A 19715-nucleotide genomic window follows, 5' to 3' on the forward strand; every position below is an offset into this window, starting at 1 on the left:
AATATGTCTTCTCTCCGAAAGTAAATAAATAACCAGAAAGTAAAAAATATGTCTTCTCTCCGAAAGTAAATAAATAACCAGAAAGTAAAAAAGTTATGCGTATGCAAAATGACGGCCATCCTCAATAATTAAATTTATAGAGCGCTTACAAGCTACTCTAAATAAATGTCAGGGGTGTTGAAAAGTGAAGGACATAACCAGAAAAAAAACAGCGATTGCTTCGGCTCTGATTTTGTTGCTGGTAATCTCGGCATGTTCGAGTACTTCCGGCGACAACGAGAGCCCAACTCAAACGGCTTCGGCTTCGAAACAGGATCCGTTTGGCAAATACGACCCGCCGATCGAAGTAACTACGGTTAAATCACTCGACGACTTTACGATGTCGCATTTCTCTACGGGCGAAACAATAGACAAGAACGTTTGGACGGATGCTTTTGAAAGTGTTCTCGGCATCAAACTGAAAGTGCAGTGGCTTGTTCCGGATGCTCAGTATAACCAAAAGCTGAATGTTACCATCGCTTCCAACGACTTGCCGGATATTATGCAAGTAAACGCGGTACAACTTAAGCAGTTGGTTGATAACGGCATGATTCAAGATTTGACTAAGGTGTTCAACGATTACAAATCTGATTTAATTAGCTCGCTCATGACGTCCGATGAGGGATTTGGCTTAAAGCAAGCTACCTTTAACGGCAAATTGATGGCCATTCCGCAGCTTTCCGACCCTACGGGAACAAGTCCGGTCATGTGGATCCGTAAAGATTGGCTAGATAGCTTGGGATTACAGCCTCCGAAAACGATGGACGATCTAGTTAACATTGCCAAAGCCTTCACGCTGAACGACCCGGATAAGAACGGCAAAAAAGATACAATCGGACTCGGTCTTGAAAAGGGTCTTTTCGGCGGCATATATGGTATGAACGGATTTTTTAACGGGTATCACGCCTTGGTGATGGGAACTCCAAGCCAAATGCTGTGGAACAAAGACAGTTCAGGCAAGTTAGTCGCGGGAGAAATTGTTCCTGCAGCGAAAACCGCATTGGCGAAATTGGCTGAAATGTATAAGGCAGGCTATCTGGATCAGGAGTTTGCTGTAAAAGACACCGGAAAAGTAAGTGAGTCTGTCGTCTCTGAGAAAATAGGGATGTTCTACGGCCAAGCAATAAATGCATTCTCTCCGCTGTCTGATGCTGTCACCAAGAATAAAACTGCAGAGTGGCGGGCATATCCGATTCCTTCCGTTGACGGTAAGCAAACTATTGAGAATTTGCAAGGCGTAACCAGTTTCTTTGTAGTCAAGAAAGGCATGAAGAATCCGGAAGCCGCAATCAAATTGTTGAACTATTTTATTAGGAAAGGGGACCGGTTGAGCAAAGAGTACGAAGTTGCCTTCCGTGGCGGACCTGATAAAGTGAAAGACCCAACCAAAAATACGAATGAGCATAAACTGACGCCGATTTGGTTATCCCATCCAAGGCAGAATATCCTAGTGTATCGCGGTCTTGCCGAATATGCGAAAACAAAGGATCGGAGCAAGCTGGCGCCTTGGAGCGCACCCGATAATGACGTCTACATGAATCAGTTGAACGAGAAATACAACGGCACAGGCGGTCAAGGTCTTGCCGGCGGAGTCAAAACCGAATACTGGGGTGGATGGGTTTATTCGGAAGGACCGTTCAGCGCTTTCGGTATCATCAACGATTATCTTGTGAACAATCAGATCATTAATCCCGTATTCTGGGGACCGGCGACTCCGACGATGACAGCCAAACAGTCCACGCTGGATAAGATGGCTCTCGAGGAGTTCACCAAAATCATCATGGGTTCGGTTCCGGTCGATGATTTCGATAATTATGTAAAGAGCTGGAATTCGCTGGGCGGCGCCGATATTACAAAAGAAGTTAACGACTGGGCGGCAACTCAGAAATAGGAATAGGAAGAGGCGTTGGAGAAGCAACTACGTCTTCTCCAACACTTTCTTTTTGGATGAACGGTTAGGAGGGCAAGCATAATGAAGAAAAACCTTATCGGTATGGTTATTAAATTGAAACCGGAGAAAATGGAGTTATACAAAGAGCTGCATTCAGACCAAAATAGCGGATTGAGAGATCTGACATTGAAGTATCACCTGCGCAATTTTACTATTTTCCTGCGCCAATTAGACGATGGAGATTACTATTTATTCGGCACCTATGAGTACACGGGCGAAAATTACCAAGAAGATATGGCGAAGCTGGCTGCAGAGCCCCGCAATATAGAATGGTTAAGCGTAACCGATTATTGTCAAATCCCTTTGAAAGGTGAAAAGGGATGGGCGCAGATGGAACAAGTGTATTACAACCATTAAAGAATACTGATAAAAAACAGAAAATAGTAGAAGGTTGTGGAAAGAATGGAGCAAAGCGTAATGGCAAAGGCCGAATCTTCTATACGGAACTGGAAGAGGAAGCTGCGCAAGGAGTTTCCCTATCACTTGATCCTGTTTCCTGCCGTAGTCATTGTCATTCTGTTCAACTACATTCCGATGGTCGGAATTGTGCTCGCTTTCGAAAACTTCAATCCGAGCAAGGGTTTTTTCGGATCCCCCATGGTAGGATGGGATAACTTCGAATATGTATTTGCAAGTCCGAATATCGGACAGATCATCTGGAACACCATCTTCATCGCTTTCATGAAGATGGTCGCAGGGTTGATCGTTCCCATCATTTTTGCACTTCTGCTTAATGAAATGATCAGCAGTAAATTGAAACGTACAATCCAAACGATCGTCTACCTTCCCCATTTTTTATCATGGGTTATTCTTGGCGGTATCGTCATTGATGTCTTGTCTCCATCCGGCGGACTTGTGAATTCGGTGTTAAGCGCATTTGGCATCAAACCTATTTTTTTCATGGGAAATGCGAAAGTATTCCCTTATATGCTTGTCGTCACCGATATTTGGAAGGAATTTGGGTTCAGCACGATTGTATATTTGGCGGCCATCACCTCTATTAATCCGAGCTTATACGAAGCTGCGATATGCGACGGAGCAAGCCGTTGGAAGCAAGTCTGGCATATCACGCTTCCTGGAATGGCTCCTATCGTCATTTTAATGATGACTCTCAGTCTTGGCCACATTCTGAATGCGGGTTTCGACCAGGTGTTCAACCTATATAGTCCGGCTGTGTATAGTTCGGGAGACATTCTCGATACATTCGTTTACCGAATCGGCCTGCTAGACGCGCAATATAGCGTAGCAACGGCTGTCGGGCTGTTCAAGTCGGTCGTGTCTACCATCTTTATCGTGATTTCGTATGGATGCGCTTATAAATTTGCAAATTACCGTATATTTTAGCAAAGGCAGGTAAGGGTTATGTACAGAAAATCAGTGGGAGAAACCGCCTTTACTATCTTTAATCATCTCTTCTTGATTGTTGTCGCAATATTATGCATCACCCCGCTGCTCAATGTGATTTCCGTTTCCTTGAGCGCCAGAGAATATGCCGCTGCGGGAGTTGTGAAGTTGTGGCCGGTTCATTTTACATTCAGATCCTATATATACGCCTTTGAAGATAAGCGACTGATCGCTTCCTATCTTGTTTCTTTGGAACGGGTCGTGCTGGGTGTGGCCATCAACATGTTGTTGACGATTCTGGTCGCTTATCCGTTATCCAAGGAAGTGAAGGATTTCAGCTATCGCACCTGGTATGCCTGGTTCTTCTTCTTTACGTTATTGTTCCACGGAGGCTTGATCCCCTGGTACATTACGATTCGTCAGCTTCACTTAATGGATACGATATGGGCGCTCGTCCTTCCGGGTGCGCTGCCGGTATTTAACGCAATCTTGCTGCTCAACTTTTTTCGGCAATTGCCGAAGGAACTCGTGGAATCGGCCTATGTAGATGGGGCGGGCCACTGGAAAATTATTTGGCGCATTTTGGTTCCCCTCTCCAAGCCGGCTCTCGCGACCATTCTGTTGTTTGCATGTGTGCAACATTGGAATTCTTGGTTCGATGGACTCATTTTGATCAATAACCCTTCACATTATCCGCTGCAAACGTATCTGCAGACGAAGGTAGTCAGCTTTGATCCCAATATGCTTGCCTACAAAACGGAAGAAGAAATGAAAACATTGATGGAGGTATCCGATCGTACTTTGAAGGCCGCCCAAATATTTTTGGCTGCATTCCCCATCATGTGCCTATATCCATTTTTACAGAAATATTTTGTGAAAGGCATCGTGCTTGGAAGCGTGAAAGAGTAGCAATGGATATAACCTTACTGAAATTCCTTAATGGAGGTCATCATTTTGAAACGTAAACAATCAACTATCGAAGGGGTCATTGTTCCCATGGTTACTCCGGTAACCGGAGGGGGCGAAATTGATTTCGACGGGCTGGTCCAAATCGCGAATTGGTTGGTAGAGAGCGGTGTGGACGGATTATTTCTGGCGGGCACTACAGGCCGGTTTTCCCACTTTACACCGGAGCAAAATAGGGACATTTGCTCAGTAGTGGCCAAAGCTGTCGGCGATCGGGTAACGATTTACGGAGGAGCCAGCGACAGCGGGCTGCACCGCATCGTGCACAATGCAAACCTTATGAAGGAAGCAGGCGCCCATTTTGCGGTAACTACCCCACCCTATTATTTGTCGTATTCCGTGCAGGAAGTGGAAGATGTCCTGCGCAAAGTTGCCGATTTGTCCCCTTTGCCGGTGGTTTATTACAGCATCCCGCAATTTGTCGGATACGGACTTCGGCCGGAATTTTTGGCAGAAATGGCAGATCATCCGAATGTGGCAGGCTACAAAGATTCCACAAACGATCTCGCTCACCATGTAGATGTGCTGCAGCGAACCGAAGGCAAGACTTTCGATGTGCTAATCGGCAAAGACAAGTTATTGACCGATGCCTTAAAGGCGGGCTCCAAAGGATTGGTTGTATCGTTTGCCAATGTGTATCCGAAACTGTACGTGGATCTTGTGCAGGCGGCCAAGCAAGGAGACTGGCGTCAAGTTGAGAGTTTGCAGACAGAGGTGACTCGAATTCTCGAGGATTATTACTCTGCAAGTAAATTGAATGGGCAACCTGCATTTTCATCACTTTTGTATTTTATGCAGGATAAGTTTAGAGCCCAGGGAATTAACGTCACATTGGTATGAATCGTTTGCAGAATAGGAGGGCTTAAGATGCAATATCGCCAACTGGGAGATACAGGATTGTCCGTATCCGTCTTGAGCTTCGGAGCTTCCTCGCTAGGCTCCGATTTTCGTCCTATCGACGAAGATGAGGGGATCCGTACGGTTCATGAAGCGTTCGATCTGGGCATGAATCTGGTTGATTGCTCCCCGTATTACGGTTTGACCGTTGCCGAGAGCATATTGGGTAAAGCGTTGAAGAGTATTCCGAGATCCCGTTACATTCTTTCGACCAAGGCAGGCCGATACGGCAAGGCGGAATTCGACTTCTCAGCCGAACGCATCATCCGCAGCGCGGAGGAGAGTTTAAAGAGGCTGAATGCGGAATATATCGATATTCTGCATCTGCACGATATCGAGTATGGCGATTTGAACCAGATCGTAGAAGAAAGCATCCCTGCACTGTACAAACTTAAGGAGCAAGGCAAAATTCGTTATTGCGGAGTTACGGGGTTTCCCTTGTCCATCTATAAGCTCGTGCTGGAGCGTATACATGTCGATGCCATTCTTACCTATTGTCATTATTCGATCAACGATACTTCCCTTACGGATCTATTGCCTTATTTGCGGGAAAAAGGAGTGGGCGTCATCAACGCATCGCCTTTGTCGATGGGACTTCTCTCAGCCAGGGGAACACCCGCATGGCACCCGGCCCCTCCGGATATTAAGGAAGCGTGCATGCGCGCCGCAAAGCATTGTGCAAGCCTGGGAAAGGACATTTCTAAGCTGGCGGTTCAATTTCCCGCAGCCAATCCAGAAATTCCCACTACGCTGGTAGGTACGGCCAGCACAGAGAATATCAGAAACAACATTCAGTGCCTGGAAGAACCGATGGATCTGGAGTTATTGCGACAAGTACAAGAGATCCTGAAGCCTGTGCAAAACAAGACCTGGATGACAGGCAGGGCTGAGAATAATTAGGAGGTAGCTCGGTATGAAGACGATCGTTTGCGAACAGCCTGGCCAATTTGTTCTGCGTGAAGCCTCCAAACCCGTTATGGAGGAGGGTCATGCCATCGTACGCATCAAGCGCATAGGGATTTGCGGTACCGATCTTCATGCCTATCAGGGCAATCAGCCTTTCTTTACATATCCGCGCATATTGGGGCACGAGCTTTCGGGGTTGATCGAAGAAATTGCCGACAATCAAAAGCAGTTCCAAACGGGTGATCGGGTAACCCTCATACCTTACCGTGAATGCGGGGTGTGCGGGGCTTGCATGAACGGTAAAACGAATTGCTGTACAAACTTGAGGATCATTGGCGTGCATATGGATGGCGGCATGCAGGAGTATGTGTCCATACCTGTCGATCACCTCATTCAAACCAACGACTTATCCTTAGAGGCGGCCGCCGTCGTCGAATGTTTGAGTATCGGCGCGCATGCCGTACGGAGAGCCGGGTTAAAAGTGCGGGAACGGGTGCTTGTCATCGGTGCAGGTCCCATAGGCTTAGGCGTGATGAAGTATGCCCAATTAAGCGGAGCCCATGTCACGGTGATGGATGTGAATCAAGACAGACTTGAATTCTGCCGAAGCTGGGCCGATATCGACGACATCTTGGTAGGCGGAGAAGACTCCGAGTTCAGGCTGCGCGAACGGATGAATGGCGAACTTCCTGATGTAGTGTTTGACGCAACTGGCAATAAATTATCGATGGAATCGTCATTCCGGTTCGTTGCCAATGGGGGAAGGCTGCTCTTCGTCGGTTTGGTTAAAGCGTCCATTGCCTTCGATGACCCGCTTTTTCATCAGAAGGAATTGACTTTAATGAGCAGCAGAAATGCAACACGCGAGGATTTTGAAACCGTCATCCAGAGTGTAAGGAATGGGAAGGTCGATATCGATTCTTTCATCACCCACATTTGCGAGTTTGCTCAGATGCCGGGTACGTTCGAACAATGGTTGGATCCGGCAAACAAGGTGATTAAAGCAATGGTTGTTTTGTAGGAGAAGCAGGAGGTGATTCCGGATGACGAACAGGTTTGACACGGTGAACCGGATGCTCGAACACGTGCCGTTGCCGCGCATGTACCGCGCAAGGCAGAAGTTCGATGCGTCTGAGCTGCCCGATGTGGCCGAGGCGGTGCGGGCCAAATTGTCTCGTTCCGGTATGCTAGCGCGCATCACCTTCGGCGACCTGGTGGCGATTGCCGTTGGAAGCCGCGGTGTGGCGGACATCGTCTCCATTGTCGCGGAAGTGGTCTCCGCAGTGAAAGCGGTGGGCGGAAATCCGTTTATCATCCCGGCGATGGGCAGCCACGGCGGCGCAACGGCGGAAGGCCAAGAGTCGGTGCTTCATCTTCTGGGTGTAACGCCTGAGAGGGTTGGGGCGCCTATTTGTGCGACAATGGAGACGGTCGAATTGGGAAGACTCCCAAGCGGGCTCGGCGTATATGCCGATAAGTGGGCATGCGAAGCCGACAAGATCATCGTCGTCAATCGCATCAAACCGCATACGGCGTTCCGCGGACCTGTGGAGAGCGGGTTGACCAAGATGGTAACGATCGGGCTCGGCAAACAAAAGGGCGCCGAATCGGCGCACTCTTACGGCTTCGGCGTCATGAGCGAGCATGTGATCCAGATGGCGGCTATCATGCTCGGCCGCCTCCCGGTCATATTCGGAGTGGGCACCATCGAGAACGCTTATGACCGCCCGGCCTCGATACACATCATTCCGGGCGAGCGGTTCCTGGAGGATGAGCCGGCTCTATTGCTGAGGGCCAAAGCATTAATGCCCCGCATATGCTTCGATCCTATCGACGTATTGGTCGTAGAAAAGATCGGCAAGGATATTTCCGGCGACGGCATGGATCCGAACATTACTGGCCGTTTTCCGACACCTTATGCCGATGGAGGCATAACGGCGGCGCGCGTTGTCGTGCTGGGTCTGACGGATGCAACGGACGGAAATGCAAACGGCATCGGGTCAGCCGATATCACGACGCGAGAGGTATTCGAACGAATCGATTGGGCCAAAGGGTATGCGAATGCGTTAACCAGCCGAGGAGTTAACACGGTTCGCATGCCGATGTTCATGGATACGCCCGCCTTGGCTGTGCAAGCGGCGATCAAGACGACACACTGCCGGGATTTGAAGCAGGCTAAGCTCGTATGCATCCGCGATACGCTCCATCTTGGAGAAATTCTCATATCGGAAAGCATGCTCGCTGATGCGGAGGAGCTGGACACGGTTGAACTTATTGGCGAATGCGAAGCGCCATGGCATTGCTGAAGCCGTGAAAGCAGGGAGGAGTCCTATGATGAATTTATTTGACCTAACCGGTAAAACGGCCGCTATCATCGGTGGCAACAGCACACTCGGGCGCGCCATGGGCGAAGCGCTCGCCGCCCATGGCGCTCGTGTAGCCATCATCGGCCGTAATTCGGAGACGATGAACGATGCGCTGCGGCGAATTACGGCTGCTGGCGGCGAAGGGGTAGCGATTCGGGCGGACGCGACCTCCAAGGACGACCTTTCCCGCTCGCTTACCGAGGTACTAAGCTGGTCCGGCCGCGTCGATATTCTGATGAACTGCCCCGGCCGAAATAGCACAACACCTTTTTTCGATATTACAGAAGATGAATGGGACGGCATCATGGATGTGAATCTGAAGGGAGTTATGCTTGCCTGCCAGGTGTTCGCTAAGCGTATGATCGAGCAAGGCGAGGGAGGCAGCATCATCAACATCTCCTCGACGTCGTCCGACCCTCCGCTTTCTCGCGTTATGACTTACTCGGCCTCCAAGGCCGGCGTGAACTCGCTCACCCAATACATGGCTAGGGAATTCGCGCCCTATCGGATTCGCGTCAATGCGCTCATACCAGGCTTCATCCCGGCGGAGCAGAACCGCAAAATTCTTACGGAAGAGCGCGTCGAGAGCATCATGAAGCACACGCCGATGAAACGCTTCGGCTCACCGGAAGAGCTGCAGGGCGCAGCCGTGTATTTGGCATCGGAGAAAGCATCTGGGTTCGTTACCGGCTCCTTTCTCCGTGTGGACGGCGGCTTCGGCGCCATGACCATCTAAGCAAGAAAAGGAGTGAATTCCAGGATGAAAGCGGTTGTCAATTACCAAGCAGGGGCTAACCAGGTTGAACTGCGGGATCTTCCGATCCCGTCCGATCTCGGCCCGAAAGAAGTGTTAATTCAAGTAAAAGCCGCAGGGGTTTGCGGCAGTGACTTGCATATGTATCACGATACCCAGGGGTTTGCCGTCAAAAGACCCGTGACTTTGGGCCATGAGTTTTCAGGAATTGTGGCGGATGTCGGCTCTGGGGTGACCCTCTTTAAGAAGGGGGATCGGGTCGTCAGTGAAACCCCTTCCTATATATGCGAAACCTGCATTTATTGCCGCACGGGTCATTATAATCTTTGTCCGCATCGCAAGGGTTTCGGTGTGCTGACTGATGGGGCAATGGCCGAATATGTAAGGACGCGTGAAGCTATTGTCCATAGAGTGCCGGATCATGTTTCTTTTGAAAAAGCGTCTATGACCGAACCAAGTTGCGTAGCTTATAACGCCGTTGCCTGCCATTCGAGAATACGTCCGGGCGACTATGTCGTCGTTTTCGGACCAGGAACGATCGGGTTAATGTGCGTGCAGATTGCCAAGCTGTTTTCACCTGGTCATTTGACGATCGTCGGTACAAGCAAGGATGCGAATCGATTGGAAATTGCCAAGCAATTCGGCGCGGATACCGTTATTATGGCTGATCGGCAGGACGTCGTAAAGGAAGTTCTATCTTGGGGGGATGGATTTGGACCGGATCTCGTTTTGGATGCAGTAGGGGTCACAGCGACGCTTAAGCAAAGCATCGATGTCGTACGCCCGGCCGGACAAATCACGAAGATCGGTTGGGGGCCGGAGCCGGTCGGAATTACGCTGGATCCGTTGATACAGAAGGCCGCCAGACTGCAGGGCTCCTTCAGTCACAATTACCCCATGTGGGAAAAGGTACTGCTGATGATGGAGAAGGGCGAAATTGACCCATTACCGATGACGAAAACCTATGATATCGATCATTGGAAAAATGCCTTTCATGATATGGATTCTTTAGTGCATGCCAAATCCATTATAATACCGGGTTGACTCGCGGCTTGCCCCCGGAAAACGGAAAGGAACGGGTATCATTATGAAACCGATCGTTCAAATTTCACTAGATTTAACGAATATCGAGGAAGCGCTCGATATGGCCCGAATTGCCGTGGAAGCGGGCGTTGATTGGATTGAAGCGGGTACTCCGCTGCTGCTAGGCGAAGGTCTCCATGCTGTAGTCGCTCTGCGCAAGGCATTCCCCAATCACCCGATCGTTGCGGATTTGAAAACAATGGATGGCGGTTATTTGGAAGCGGAGATGATGGCCAAGGCAGGGGCAACCCATGTTGTCGTGATGGGGGTTGCACATCCTGCTACTATACGGGCTGTGGTTAAAGCGGCGCGTGATTACCAGATCCAGGTTATGGGCGACATTATGGCTGCACCGGATAAAGTAGCCTGTGCCAAGATGCTTGAGGAGAACGGTGTAGACTATATTATTGTTCATACTGGGTTTGATGAAAGAGGGGAAGATCCAGCTAGAAACCCGTTCGATCATCTGCATGAAGTGGTGGCCGCCGTCTCGATTCCAGTTCAGGCGGTAGGCGGTCTATCCGTAGCGCAAGCTGCCGAAATGCCTAAACATGGGGCTCCGTTAGTCGTCGTCGGAGCGCCGCTAGTCATTGACAATAAAGAATTTAAACCAAGCACAGACCAATCGGAGCTGAAATCCGTATTACAGGAACTTGTCGCCAAAGTGAAAGGAAGCTTACAACGATGAGCCATACTGAGCGAGCCCGAATATCTGTTTTTCCGAAAGGCTATATAAATGAGATTTCAGATGGAACGATGAGTATATACGAGTGGATCGAAATGGCCGGAACGTTGGGAGCGGACGGGTTGGAATTATATCCGCTTTTCTTGAAAGGGACGGATCTGGAATACTTGCATAAGGTGAAAAAATGTGCCGAGGAGCAAAATATGGAAATCCCGATGATGTGCTCCTCACCGGATTTCACGCATCCCGACTCCTCTTTCCGCCAACAGGAAATTGACAAAATGAAGCAGATGATCGAGATTATGGCCTTTCTGGGTCCGGAATCCTTTCGCAGCTGCCGTGTTTTGTCTGGACAGAACAGACCAGGATTAAGCAGAGAAGATGGAATTCGTTGGACAGTTGAATCGATTGAACAGCTTCTTCCTTATGCAGAAAAATATAGAGTCCACTTGGTCATGGAAAACCATTACAAAGACGGCTATTGGATTTATCCGGAATTTGCACAAAGGTCCGACGTCTTTATGGAAATTATCGGTAAGCTATCTTCTCCATGGTTTGGAGTCAATTATGATCCGTCGAATGCTGTTTTTGCCGGCGAAGATCCGTTAGAGGTTTTGCATCAAGTGAAAGGCCGGCTGATTACGATGCATGCTAGTGATCGATATTTAACAGAGGGATATACGCTTGACGATCTGAAAGATTATTCCCAACAGGGATATTCGGAGTTTTTGGCCCATGGTGTGATCGGAAAAGGGATCAATAACTATGACGCTATTTTCAGCGAGCTTCGAAGTATAAAGTATAAAGGATGGATTTCAATCGAAGATGGCGTGAACGGTCTGGGAGAATTGAAAGAATCCGTCCTATTTTTAAAACAAAAAATTTCCGAATTTCTGGGTGAATACCCTAAGTCATAGAGGGGAGATATAAGCTATGTTAATAAGGGAAGAAGCCAGAGATATCCCCGTATTTTATGAAGCCGATATCTGCGTATTGGGCGGAAGCTGCACCGGGGTATTCGCGGCTGTTAGGGCCGCCAGACTCGGCGCCCGCGTCGTGATCGTGGAGAAGCAGAATGCTTTCGGCGGAGTCGCCACCTCGGGTCTGGTCAACGTCTGGCACTCCTTGTTTAATACCGAATTCGATAAACAAATCATCGCGGGCCTCACCCTGGAAACGATCGAACGTTTAAAACGAATCGGTGCTGTCACGGAGGAACATAAAAGTCATTCGGTAGGTTTCGTGCTGAATACCGAAGAATTGAAAATTGAACTCGATCAACTGATTACGGAAAATAACGTGAAAGCTTACTTGCATACGATGTTTGTCGCTCCTTTCGTTCAGGATGGAGAATTAACCGCGGTCATCGTAGAGAATAAATCGGGACGGGGAGCCATCCGAGCAAAAGTATTTATTGACGCGACGGGAGACGGGGATCTGTGCGCCAGATTAAACATGGGGCTTCGGATGTCTTCCCACTTCCAACCTTCCACAACCTGTGCAAAAATCAGCGGCTGGGGAAGCAACGGCGAAGTGCAGGACGATGTTGCAGGAAATGACAGTTTAATCAGTTTCAATCTCCAAGATGCTCGGGTGCTCTATAAGGATGAATTTCAAATACCGGACGGGTGGGGTTGGGGCCGTCATGTACCAGGTACCAAGGATGTCTATATGTACGCTGGTACGAGAGTTTTTCACGCCAACAGCGCCGACGGCGAGCAGTTGACTTTCAGCGAAATGGAGGGCCGCAGACAACTGCGCGCCATCATGGATATGATCCGGAAGTACGGTCCTGACAACAAGCTAGCACTCGTTTCCCTTCCATCCTATATCGGTACGAGAGAAACTCGGCATATTGACTGTCATTATCAACTTAGCGGAGAAGATGTTCTTTACGGGAGGCATTTCGACGATGCCATAGCTTACGGCAGTTATCGAGTGGACATTCATCATCAGCATAAACCCGGAGTGACCATGAAATATCTCGACGGCGAACAAGTGTACCTGCGCTTCGGTTATCCTAAAGAAGTCGGAAGGTGGCGGGAGAAAACGGAAGCAAATCCGACATTCTATCAAATCCCATACCGATGCTTGCTTCCCAAAGGGCCTTACAACAACCTGATTGTAACCGGTAGAATGATCGATGTGGATGAGGAAGCGTTCGGGGGGGTACGCGTGATGGTCAATATGAACCAAACCGGGGAATCGGCGGGAGTAGCCGCATATTTGGCTTTAACGCAGAACAAATCGCTCGCCGATATTTCCGTCCCTCAATTGCGCAAAACAATGAGGGATGGCGGATCTATTTTATTCTAGGCTAATAACCGAAGAACGAAGAGCTCTTGAATTTTCTAATTCAAGGGCTCTCGCCATTTTCACCCATTTATTGAGATTTTCCCGAGGTAATAGTTTATAATGGGAATATCGGATGTTTTGATCTAAAAGGAGGAGTCTGAGTCTGATGCACAGCGGTTTTCACCTTTGGAGATATTCCATTTTTACCCGATTAATGTTGACCTTCCTGCTGATCATGTTGCCGATTTATCTAATAGCTCTTACGATCTATAACTGGGGTATTCGAAATGTTCAGAACGAATTGGAAAGTTCGACGCGGTCACAGATGAGTTTTTATCTTACTAATATTGAAACGGAAATTCAAAGGATCAATTCACAATTATATAACATGCTGTATGATGACAACCTGGCTGATATATCCAATACAACAGAAAGCATCGATTTGTATTCTAAATTGAAATTGATCAATGGATTGCAGCAAAGGCTGTTCGTTATTCAGAATAGTAATTTTTACTTGAAAAATGTTACCGCTTACATTCCTTCGGCCGGTATTGATGTATCGGCTATCGGTGGACGCGATGATTTTTCTCTTGAGGAATACACTTATTACAATACGGTTAAACCGACCTCAATGGCACAATGGTCTTTTCATAATAATAATTTTGTCCTGCGGGCCCTTATGCCGCTCGAGTTATCCTATCGAATGGAGAAATCCGTTCAAATGCTGTCAGCTGTCGTTTCTATTGAACAAATTCGTTCCGCGATGAAAAAGCTTGATACTCTACCAGACAGCGGAGCCATTCTGTTCAATCAAACCGAGAACTATTCGATATCAAGTCGGTCTGATCCAGAACTAGAACAGTTGATCGAGCAGCAGGTTGATCTTCGTTTAAATGACGGCTCACAGGGATCGATGACGTTAAAATTAGCAAAGAAAGAGATATATGTCATGTATTTAAAGTCGGAATATTTAAATGCAGTGATGGTTAAATATGTGCCGATGGTCCATTTTACAAAAGCTGTACATCAGTTCAGACTGATATTCTGGCTTTTTGCAGCTGTTTCGATGATTATTATCATCATCTTTTCTTTCTCGACATTCAAATTTATCCAACAGCCTATGTTGAAATTGGTTAAATCGCTCAAACGGTTGGAGAAAGGAGATCTGAATTTCGTCATTCAGCATCGCAGAAAAGACGAATACGGGTATTTGTATCATCGTTTCAATGAAATGGTTAAAAATCTCAATCAACTGATTGATGAGGTGTACAAACAGCAAATTTTGACCCAGCGTGCTGAATTAAAACAGCTGCAATCGCAAATCAATCCACATTTTCTCTATAATACGTATTTTATTCTTTACAATATGGTGATGAGCGAAGACTACGAAAACGTTAGACAATTCACTAATCAGCTTGGTACCTATCTCCAGTACATAACCAGAAATGCGGCGAACGATATGCCTTTAAGCGAAGAAGTCAACCATGCGCGCATGTATTGCGATATCCAAACATACCGTTTCTTTAATCGTATCCGAATCGAGTTTGAAGAGCTTCCCGAGGAATTTCGGAATGTTATGGTGCCTCGTATGATCTTGCAACCCATTTTAGAAAACGCTTTCAAGTACGGGCTCGAAGATATGAAAGGAGAAGGATTGCTCCATGTAAGGTTTTTGGGCAGCGAGTATCAACTGAGCGTGATCATCGAAGACAACGGTAGTAAAGCTTCCGATGAGGAGATTAGTAAACTGAATGAAAAATTGAATCTTTTGGGCGAACACGATGAAGTGACGGCGATCTTCAACATTCACAAACGACTCCAGCTGAAATTCAGAGGAAACAGTGGCATCACTTTATCTCGTGGAGAATTGGGCGGACTAAGGGTTTGCCTCAGACTTGAATGGAAGGGGGATTGAATCGATGCATCGCATTCTGGTGGTCGACGACGAACCGTTCATTGCGAACGGGCTTTATGAATTTTTATTGCATACGCCAGAGTTGGAGCTCGATGTTTATAAAGCTTACTCAGGTGACGAAGCGGTCGAATGGCTAAAGCGTACTAAGATTGATATTGTCATTACCGATATTCGGATGCCGGGCATGACGGGAATGCAGCTGCTTGACATCATTAAGAAGCAATGGCCACATTGTAACGTCATTTTTTTGACCGGTTACAATGAATTCGACTATGTATATCAGGCCATTCAGTACGATCACGTAGGATATCTTTTGAAAACTTCTGGATATGACAAAATATTGGAATTGGTCAAGAAAGCGGTACATGAAATTGAGACTGAGATTACCGCCGAGGGTCTTCTCGAAAACGCCAAGAGACAGATGCAGGCTGCATTGCCGTCACTGCAGAAAGATATGCTGCTCGGTTTCATGCGCAGTGCTCCGAGCTTGGAAGCGAGGCGCGAACGGATTCGGCAATTGGAGATCCCCCTTCGAGCGGACGAACCGGTCTTGCTTTTGATGGGCCAGTTGGAATGTCATTGTCCTAATACGTCATCCTATATGGATTCCGAAATGCTATTTCGGGTCAAGCTTATCGTCGATCAGTACATGGCTGATAACTACGTTTCTTGCTTCTTCGTGATGGATGATGAAACGCTTGTTTGGATCATGCAGCCGAACTTTATTGAAGCCGCTGAACATTCAGGAACGATTTCTCAATTGAAAGGAATTCTAGAGATTGTTCAATCAACATGTGCGAATGCACTTGGAATGACCGTAAATTTTGTTGTGGACTGCATGTGGGTGGAATGGGAGCAAATATCGACCCGTTTTGGATCGTTAAAGGCTTGGGTAGGCAGAATTCCGCAAATCGGCGGCAACGGAAGTATCTTGGAGTACTCATCTGAACTAACAGACTTGCCATTCTTGAAAACTAATGAGGAGTTGGATAGTGTACTCCGCCAATTAAAGAGACTCGATTTGCTAGAAAGTTTGCTCACGAACGGAAGGAAGGAAGACTGCCAAAAGCTGCTGAACGAAATGCTAGAGAGTGTGGATCAGTCCACAGGCCAGTCGGACCACACGGTTGTAAGCATGTATTCCACTTTATCCATTATGTTCTTATCCATTATCCAAAACTGGGGAATGACCAACCGTTTGCAATCGGAATTGGATCTTGGTTTATTGACAAACGTGGATCGTCTCCTTGCATTAGAGCACCGGGGAAGTTACTTCCGAACACTGTTAACCCTTCTGTTTGAAAGCAAGCAAGATGCACATGCGGATCGGGCAACAAGCGCAGTGCATTACATTCAACAGTACATAAGTGGCAATCTGAGTCAGGATTTGTCATTGGTTCGTTTGGCAGAAGTCTCTCRTTTCAATCCATCTTACTTATCCCGGCTWTTCAAGCAAATTACAGGCATCAATTTATATACTTATATTCTGGATGCAAGACTGAAGAAAGCGATGGAATTGTTACGGGAATCGTCATTCAAGATCCATGAGATTTCTTCCAAAGTCGGCTTCGAATACCCGACATATTTCACCAAAATATTTAAGAAAAACATTCATATGAGTCCTCAAGATTACCGGGATCAATTTTATTCTCGATAATTCGAACCTCTCTCTTCGGGAGGTTTTTTTCTTTGTATGTAAAGAAAAAACCAGAAAGTAAAAATGTTATGCGTTCTCAAAAAGATATTCATCCCTAATAATAAAATGTAGAGAGCGCTTTCAGATAGCGCCTCATCCTACGATAGGGGGGGCTTGGTAAATGACACATTCTCCTGAGGAAATCTCAACTAAATATTATCGCTACGACAAAATCGCAGAGAAATTGCTAGGGCTGGACAGCATCGATGAAGAGCAAATCAAAAAATATYGGAATCAAGGATATTTGGCGATTGAAGACGTGCTTACTCCTGAAGAGGTAACCAACGCAATAGAAGCACTGATGGACAGAATTAACCTCGGCCCTAAAAGTGCAACGCTTACGCTAAACAGTGGTAAGGTTAATTGGGATGAACTAAAGACGAACGAAGAACGCGAATTTGCGGTAAAGAAAGTCAGCAATTTCGTCGATCGCGATGAGCGGTTGAAAAAGCTTGCCTATCATCCGAGTCTATTAGCCAAAATTGAACAAATCCTTGGGGAAAAACCAAGGCTTGCTCAGGCAATAGCTTTGTTGAAGCCTCCCGGGGACGGAGAACATCCCTGGCACCAAGATATGGGTGTCGGACTGGCGTATGACAAACCTTTATTAGGCGTTTGGGTCGCTCTGGACCCGGCGGAATTGGATAATGGATGCATGCACGTTATTCCCCGGTCTCATGCGGAAGGGGCTATGCCCCATTATATGGTGAGAAGCTTACAGATCTGCGACAGTGATATTCCGCTTGAGCAGGATGTTTGCGTACCTTTGAAACCGGGCGGAATCCTTTTGTTTAACGGTTTGATCATTCACGGCACGGCCTGCAACCTCTCCAACAAACGTCGTAGAGCTCTGCAATTCCATTATGTGGGGGAAACCGCGGAGAAATTGAAGCCGGGGGAATTCAAACGAATGTTCACTAATGAAATAACAGGTGCGGAGTGCTAACCGTCCATATGGCAAATACGATCACTTGATAAAGGGGAATAGTTGCATGTTAATCAAAGAAGAAGCAAAAGAAATTCCAATATTTCATGAAGCCGACATCTGTGTCTTGGGAGGAAGCTGCACCGGCGTATTCGCGGCAGTAAGAGCTGCTCGGCTCGGCGCTCGCGTCGTGCTCGTGGAAAAGCAGAATGCGTTTGGCGGAGTCGCTACTTCCGGATTGGTGAATGTATGGCACACGTTATATAACACCGAATTTAATAAACAAATCATTGCCGGTCTCACCGCGGAAACGATTGAACGATTAACTCGTATAGGGGCCGTTCAAGAGGAAAAGAAAAGTCACTCGGTTGGCTTCGTGCTCAATACCGAAGAATTGAAGATCGAATTGGATCGTTTTTGCATAGAAGAGCAAGTAAAAGTTTATCTGCACACCATGTTCGTTGCCCCTTACCTGAAGGATGGAAAATTAGAAGCCGTCATCGTTGAGAATAAATCCGGAAGAGGGGCCATCAGAGCCAAAGTATTCATTGATGCGACAGGGGATGGAGATTTGGCCGCCCGATTGAATTTAGAACAACGGATCGCGTCCCATTTCCAGCCGTCTACGATGTGCAGTAAAATTAGCGGCTGGGGTTCGAACGGTGAACAGGATGATATGACGGGAAGCAACCGTTTGATCGGACTCGGTGATATTCCGGAAGCCCGGCTGAAGTATAAAGATGAGTTCAACTTACCGGAGGGTTTCGGTTGGGGCCGCCATGTGCCGGGAACGAATGATACTTATATGTATGCGGGTACACGGATCTATCACGCCAACAGCGCCGACGGCGATCAGCTTACGTTCAGTGAAATGGAAGGGCGCAGGCAGGTGCGCGCCATTATGGATATGATTCGGAAATACGGCCCGTCCAACAAGATCGCTCTCGTCTCTCTACCATCCTATATTGGTACAAGAGAAACTCGGCATATTAACTGCAGCTATCGGCTGACAGGGGAAGACGTGCTTTACGGAAAGTCATTTGATGATACGATCGCCTATTGCAGTTATCGCGTAGATATTCATCATCAGGATAAACCTGGTTTGACCTTGCGATATCTTGATGGAGAACAAGTTTATATCCGGCCCGGTTATCCGAACGAAGTCAGCAGATGGAGGGAAAAGACGGCCGTCAATCCGACCTATTATCAAATCCCGTACCGTTGTTTGCTTCCGAACGGTCCCCACGACAATGTTATTGTTGCGGGAAGAATGATCGATGTGGATGAAGATGCGTTCGGTGGAGTTCGCGTCATGGTGAATATGAACCAAACTGGAGAAGCTGCGGGAGTCGCTTCCTATCTGGCACTAACGCAGAACAAATCATTAGCTGGAATCGATGTTGCTGAATTGCGACAAACGATGAAAACCGGCGGTTCCATCATGATCTGATCCGGATACCCCGTTAATTTGAACCTCTCACTTCGGGAGGTTTTTTTCTTTGTATGTAAAGAAACAACTAGAAAGTAAAAATGTTATGCGTTCTCAAAAAGATATTCATCCCTAATAATGAATCATAGAGAGCGCTTTCATATAGCGCCTCAAACTGATCGTCAGGGGGAGAGGATGCTTTTTTGGAAAGTTTGATTTGTTTATTAAAAGAAAAAACCATCGTTGACCTTACGCATACTCTTCAGGATGACATGCCCGTCTATCCTACTCATTCTCGATATGTGCATGCATTGTGGGATTCGCACAATACGGGAAGCCTTTCGCTTTCGTATCAACTGATGATCCATGAGCATTGCGGGACGCATGTGGACGCTACTGCGCATTTTCTGCCGAAGGACCACCCAAATTATCGTACTATTGCGGATACTTCTATATCCCAATTC

General features: G+C 47.3%; 18 protein-coding genes. All 18 read left to right on the forward strand.

Annotation, left to right across the window (positions count from 1 at the left end):
- The first annotated feature begins 184 nt into the window (after positions 1-184).
- Positions 185-1930, forward strand: a complete 1746-nt coding sequence (locus tag AC1DVJ_RS26380; protein WP_477595008.1) for an extracellular solute-binding protein — start codon at positions 185-187, stop codon at positions 1928-1930.
- An 81-nt stretch (positions 1931-2011) separates the two neighbouring features.
- On the forward strand, positions 2012-2347 hold the full coding sequence (locus AC1DVJ_RS26385) for an L-rhamnose mutarotase (protein ID WP_477595010.1): 336 nt from the start codon (positions 2012-2014) through the stop codon (positions 2345-2347).
- Positions 2348-2407: 60 nt separating this feature from the next.
- The gene (locus tag AC1DVJ_RS26390; RefSeq protein ID WP_477595012.1) at positions 2408-3334 is read left to right on the forward strand and encodes an ABC transporter permease; all 927 of its coding nucleotides are present in this window, start codon (positions 2408-2410) and stop codon (positions 3332-3334) included.
- An 18-nt stretch (positions 3335-3352) separates the two neighbouring features.
- Entirely contained in the window at positions 3353-4243 is an 891-nt protein-coding gene (locus AC1DVJ_RS26395; protein WP_477595015.1) for a carbohydrate ABC transporter permease, read from the forward strand.
- Between the two features lie 45 nt (positions 4244-4288).
- Positions 4289-5140 (forward strand): dihydrodipicolinate synthase family protein, encoded by an 852-nt coding sequence (locus AC1DVJ_RS26400; RefSeq protein WP_477595017.1) that lies wholly within the window; start codon positions 4289-4291, stop codon positions 5138-5140.
- A 27-nt stretch (positions 5141-5167) separates the two neighbouring features.
- Complete coding sequence (locus tag AC1DVJ_RS26405) at positions 5168-6097, forward strand: aldo/keto reductase (protein WP_477595019.1); 930 nt, start codon at positions 5168-5170, stop codon at positions 6095-6097.
- A 13-nt stretch (positions 6098-6110) separates the two neighbouring features.
- Positions 6111-7124: a zinc-binding alcohol dehydrogenase family protein gene (locus tag AC1DVJ_RS26410; protein WP_477595021.1), complete on the forward strand. Its 1014-nt coding sequence runs from the start codon at positions 6111-6113 to the stop codon at positions 7122-7124.
- A 22-nt stretch (positions 7125-7146) separates the two neighbouring features.
- A complete protein-coding gene (locus AC1DVJ_RS26415; RefSeq protein WP_477595023.1) occupies positions 7147-8409 on the forward strand; it encodes a nickel pincer cofactor-dependent isomerase, group 22 in 1263 nt (420 codons plus the stop codon).
- Between the two features lie 28 nt (positions 8410-8437).
- Positions 8438-9205, forward strand: coding sequence for an SDR family oxidoreductase (locus AC1DVJ_RS26420; protein WP_477595044.1), 768 nt, complete (start codon positions 8438-8440; stop codon positions 9203-9205).
- Between the two features lie 24 nt (positions 9206-9229).
- The gene (locus AC1DVJ_RS26425) at positions 9230-10267 is read left to right on the forward strand and encodes a zinc-binding dehydrogenase (protein WP_477595025.1); all 1038 of its coding nucleotides are present in this window, start codon (positions 9230-9232) and stop codon (positions 10265-10267) included.
- 43 nt (positions 10268-10310) lie between these two features.
- A complete protein-coding gene (locus AC1DVJ_RS26430; protein ID WP_477595027.1) occupies positions 10311-10994 on the forward strand; it encodes an orotidine 5'-phosphate decarboxylase / HUMPS family protein in 684 nt (227 codons plus the stop codon).
- Positions 10991-11908 carry a sugar phosphate isomerase/epimerase family protein gene (locus AC1DVJ_RS26435; RefSeq protein ID WP_477595029.1) on the forward strand — a complete coding sequence of 306 codons (918 nt, stop codon included), beginning with the start codon at positions 10991-10993 and terminating at the stop codon, positions 11906-11908. Before AC1DVJ_RS26430 ends, AC1DVJ_RS26435 begins: the two co-directional genes overlap by 4 nt.
- Before the next feature lie 16 nt (positions 11909-11924).
- Entirely contained in the window at positions 11925-13307 is a 1383-nt protein-coding gene (locus tag AC1DVJ_RS26440; RefSeq protein ID WP_477595031.1) for an FAD-dependent oxidoreductase, read from the forward strand.
- 145 nt (positions 13308-13452) lie between these two features.
- Positions 13453-15201, forward strand: coding sequence for a sensor histidine kinase (locus tag AC1DVJ_RS26445; protein ID WP_477595033.1), 1749 nt, complete (start codon positions 13453-13455; stop codon positions 15199-15201).
- A gap of 4 nt (positions 15202-15205) precedes the next feature.
- The gene (locus AC1DVJ_RS26450) at positions 15206-16858 is read left to right on the forward strand and encodes a response regulator (protein WP_477595035.1); all 1653 of its coding nucleotides are present in this window, start codon (positions 15206-15208) and stop codon (positions 16856-16858) included.
- 160 nt (positions 16859-17018) lie between these two features.
- Entirely contained in the window at positions 17019-17843 is an 825-nt protein-coding gene (locus AC1DVJ_RS26455) for a phytanoyl-CoA dioxygenase family protein (RefSeq protein ID WP_477595038.1), read from the forward strand.
- A gap of 46 nt (positions 17844-17889) precedes the next feature.
- Positions 17890-19272, forward strand: coding sequence for an FAD-dependent oxidoreductase (locus tag AC1DVJ_RS26460; RefSeq protein WP_477595040.1), 1383 nt, complete (start codon positions 17890-17892; stop codon positions 19270-19272).
- Positions 19273-19454: 182 nt separating this feature from the next.
- Positions 19455-19715 (forward strand): cyclase family protein (locus tag AC1DVJ_RS26465; protein WP_477595042.1); only part of this gene is annotated, 261 nt, incomplete at its 3' end.

The organism is Paenibacillus sp. P4_A9, from assembly GCF_056402415.1.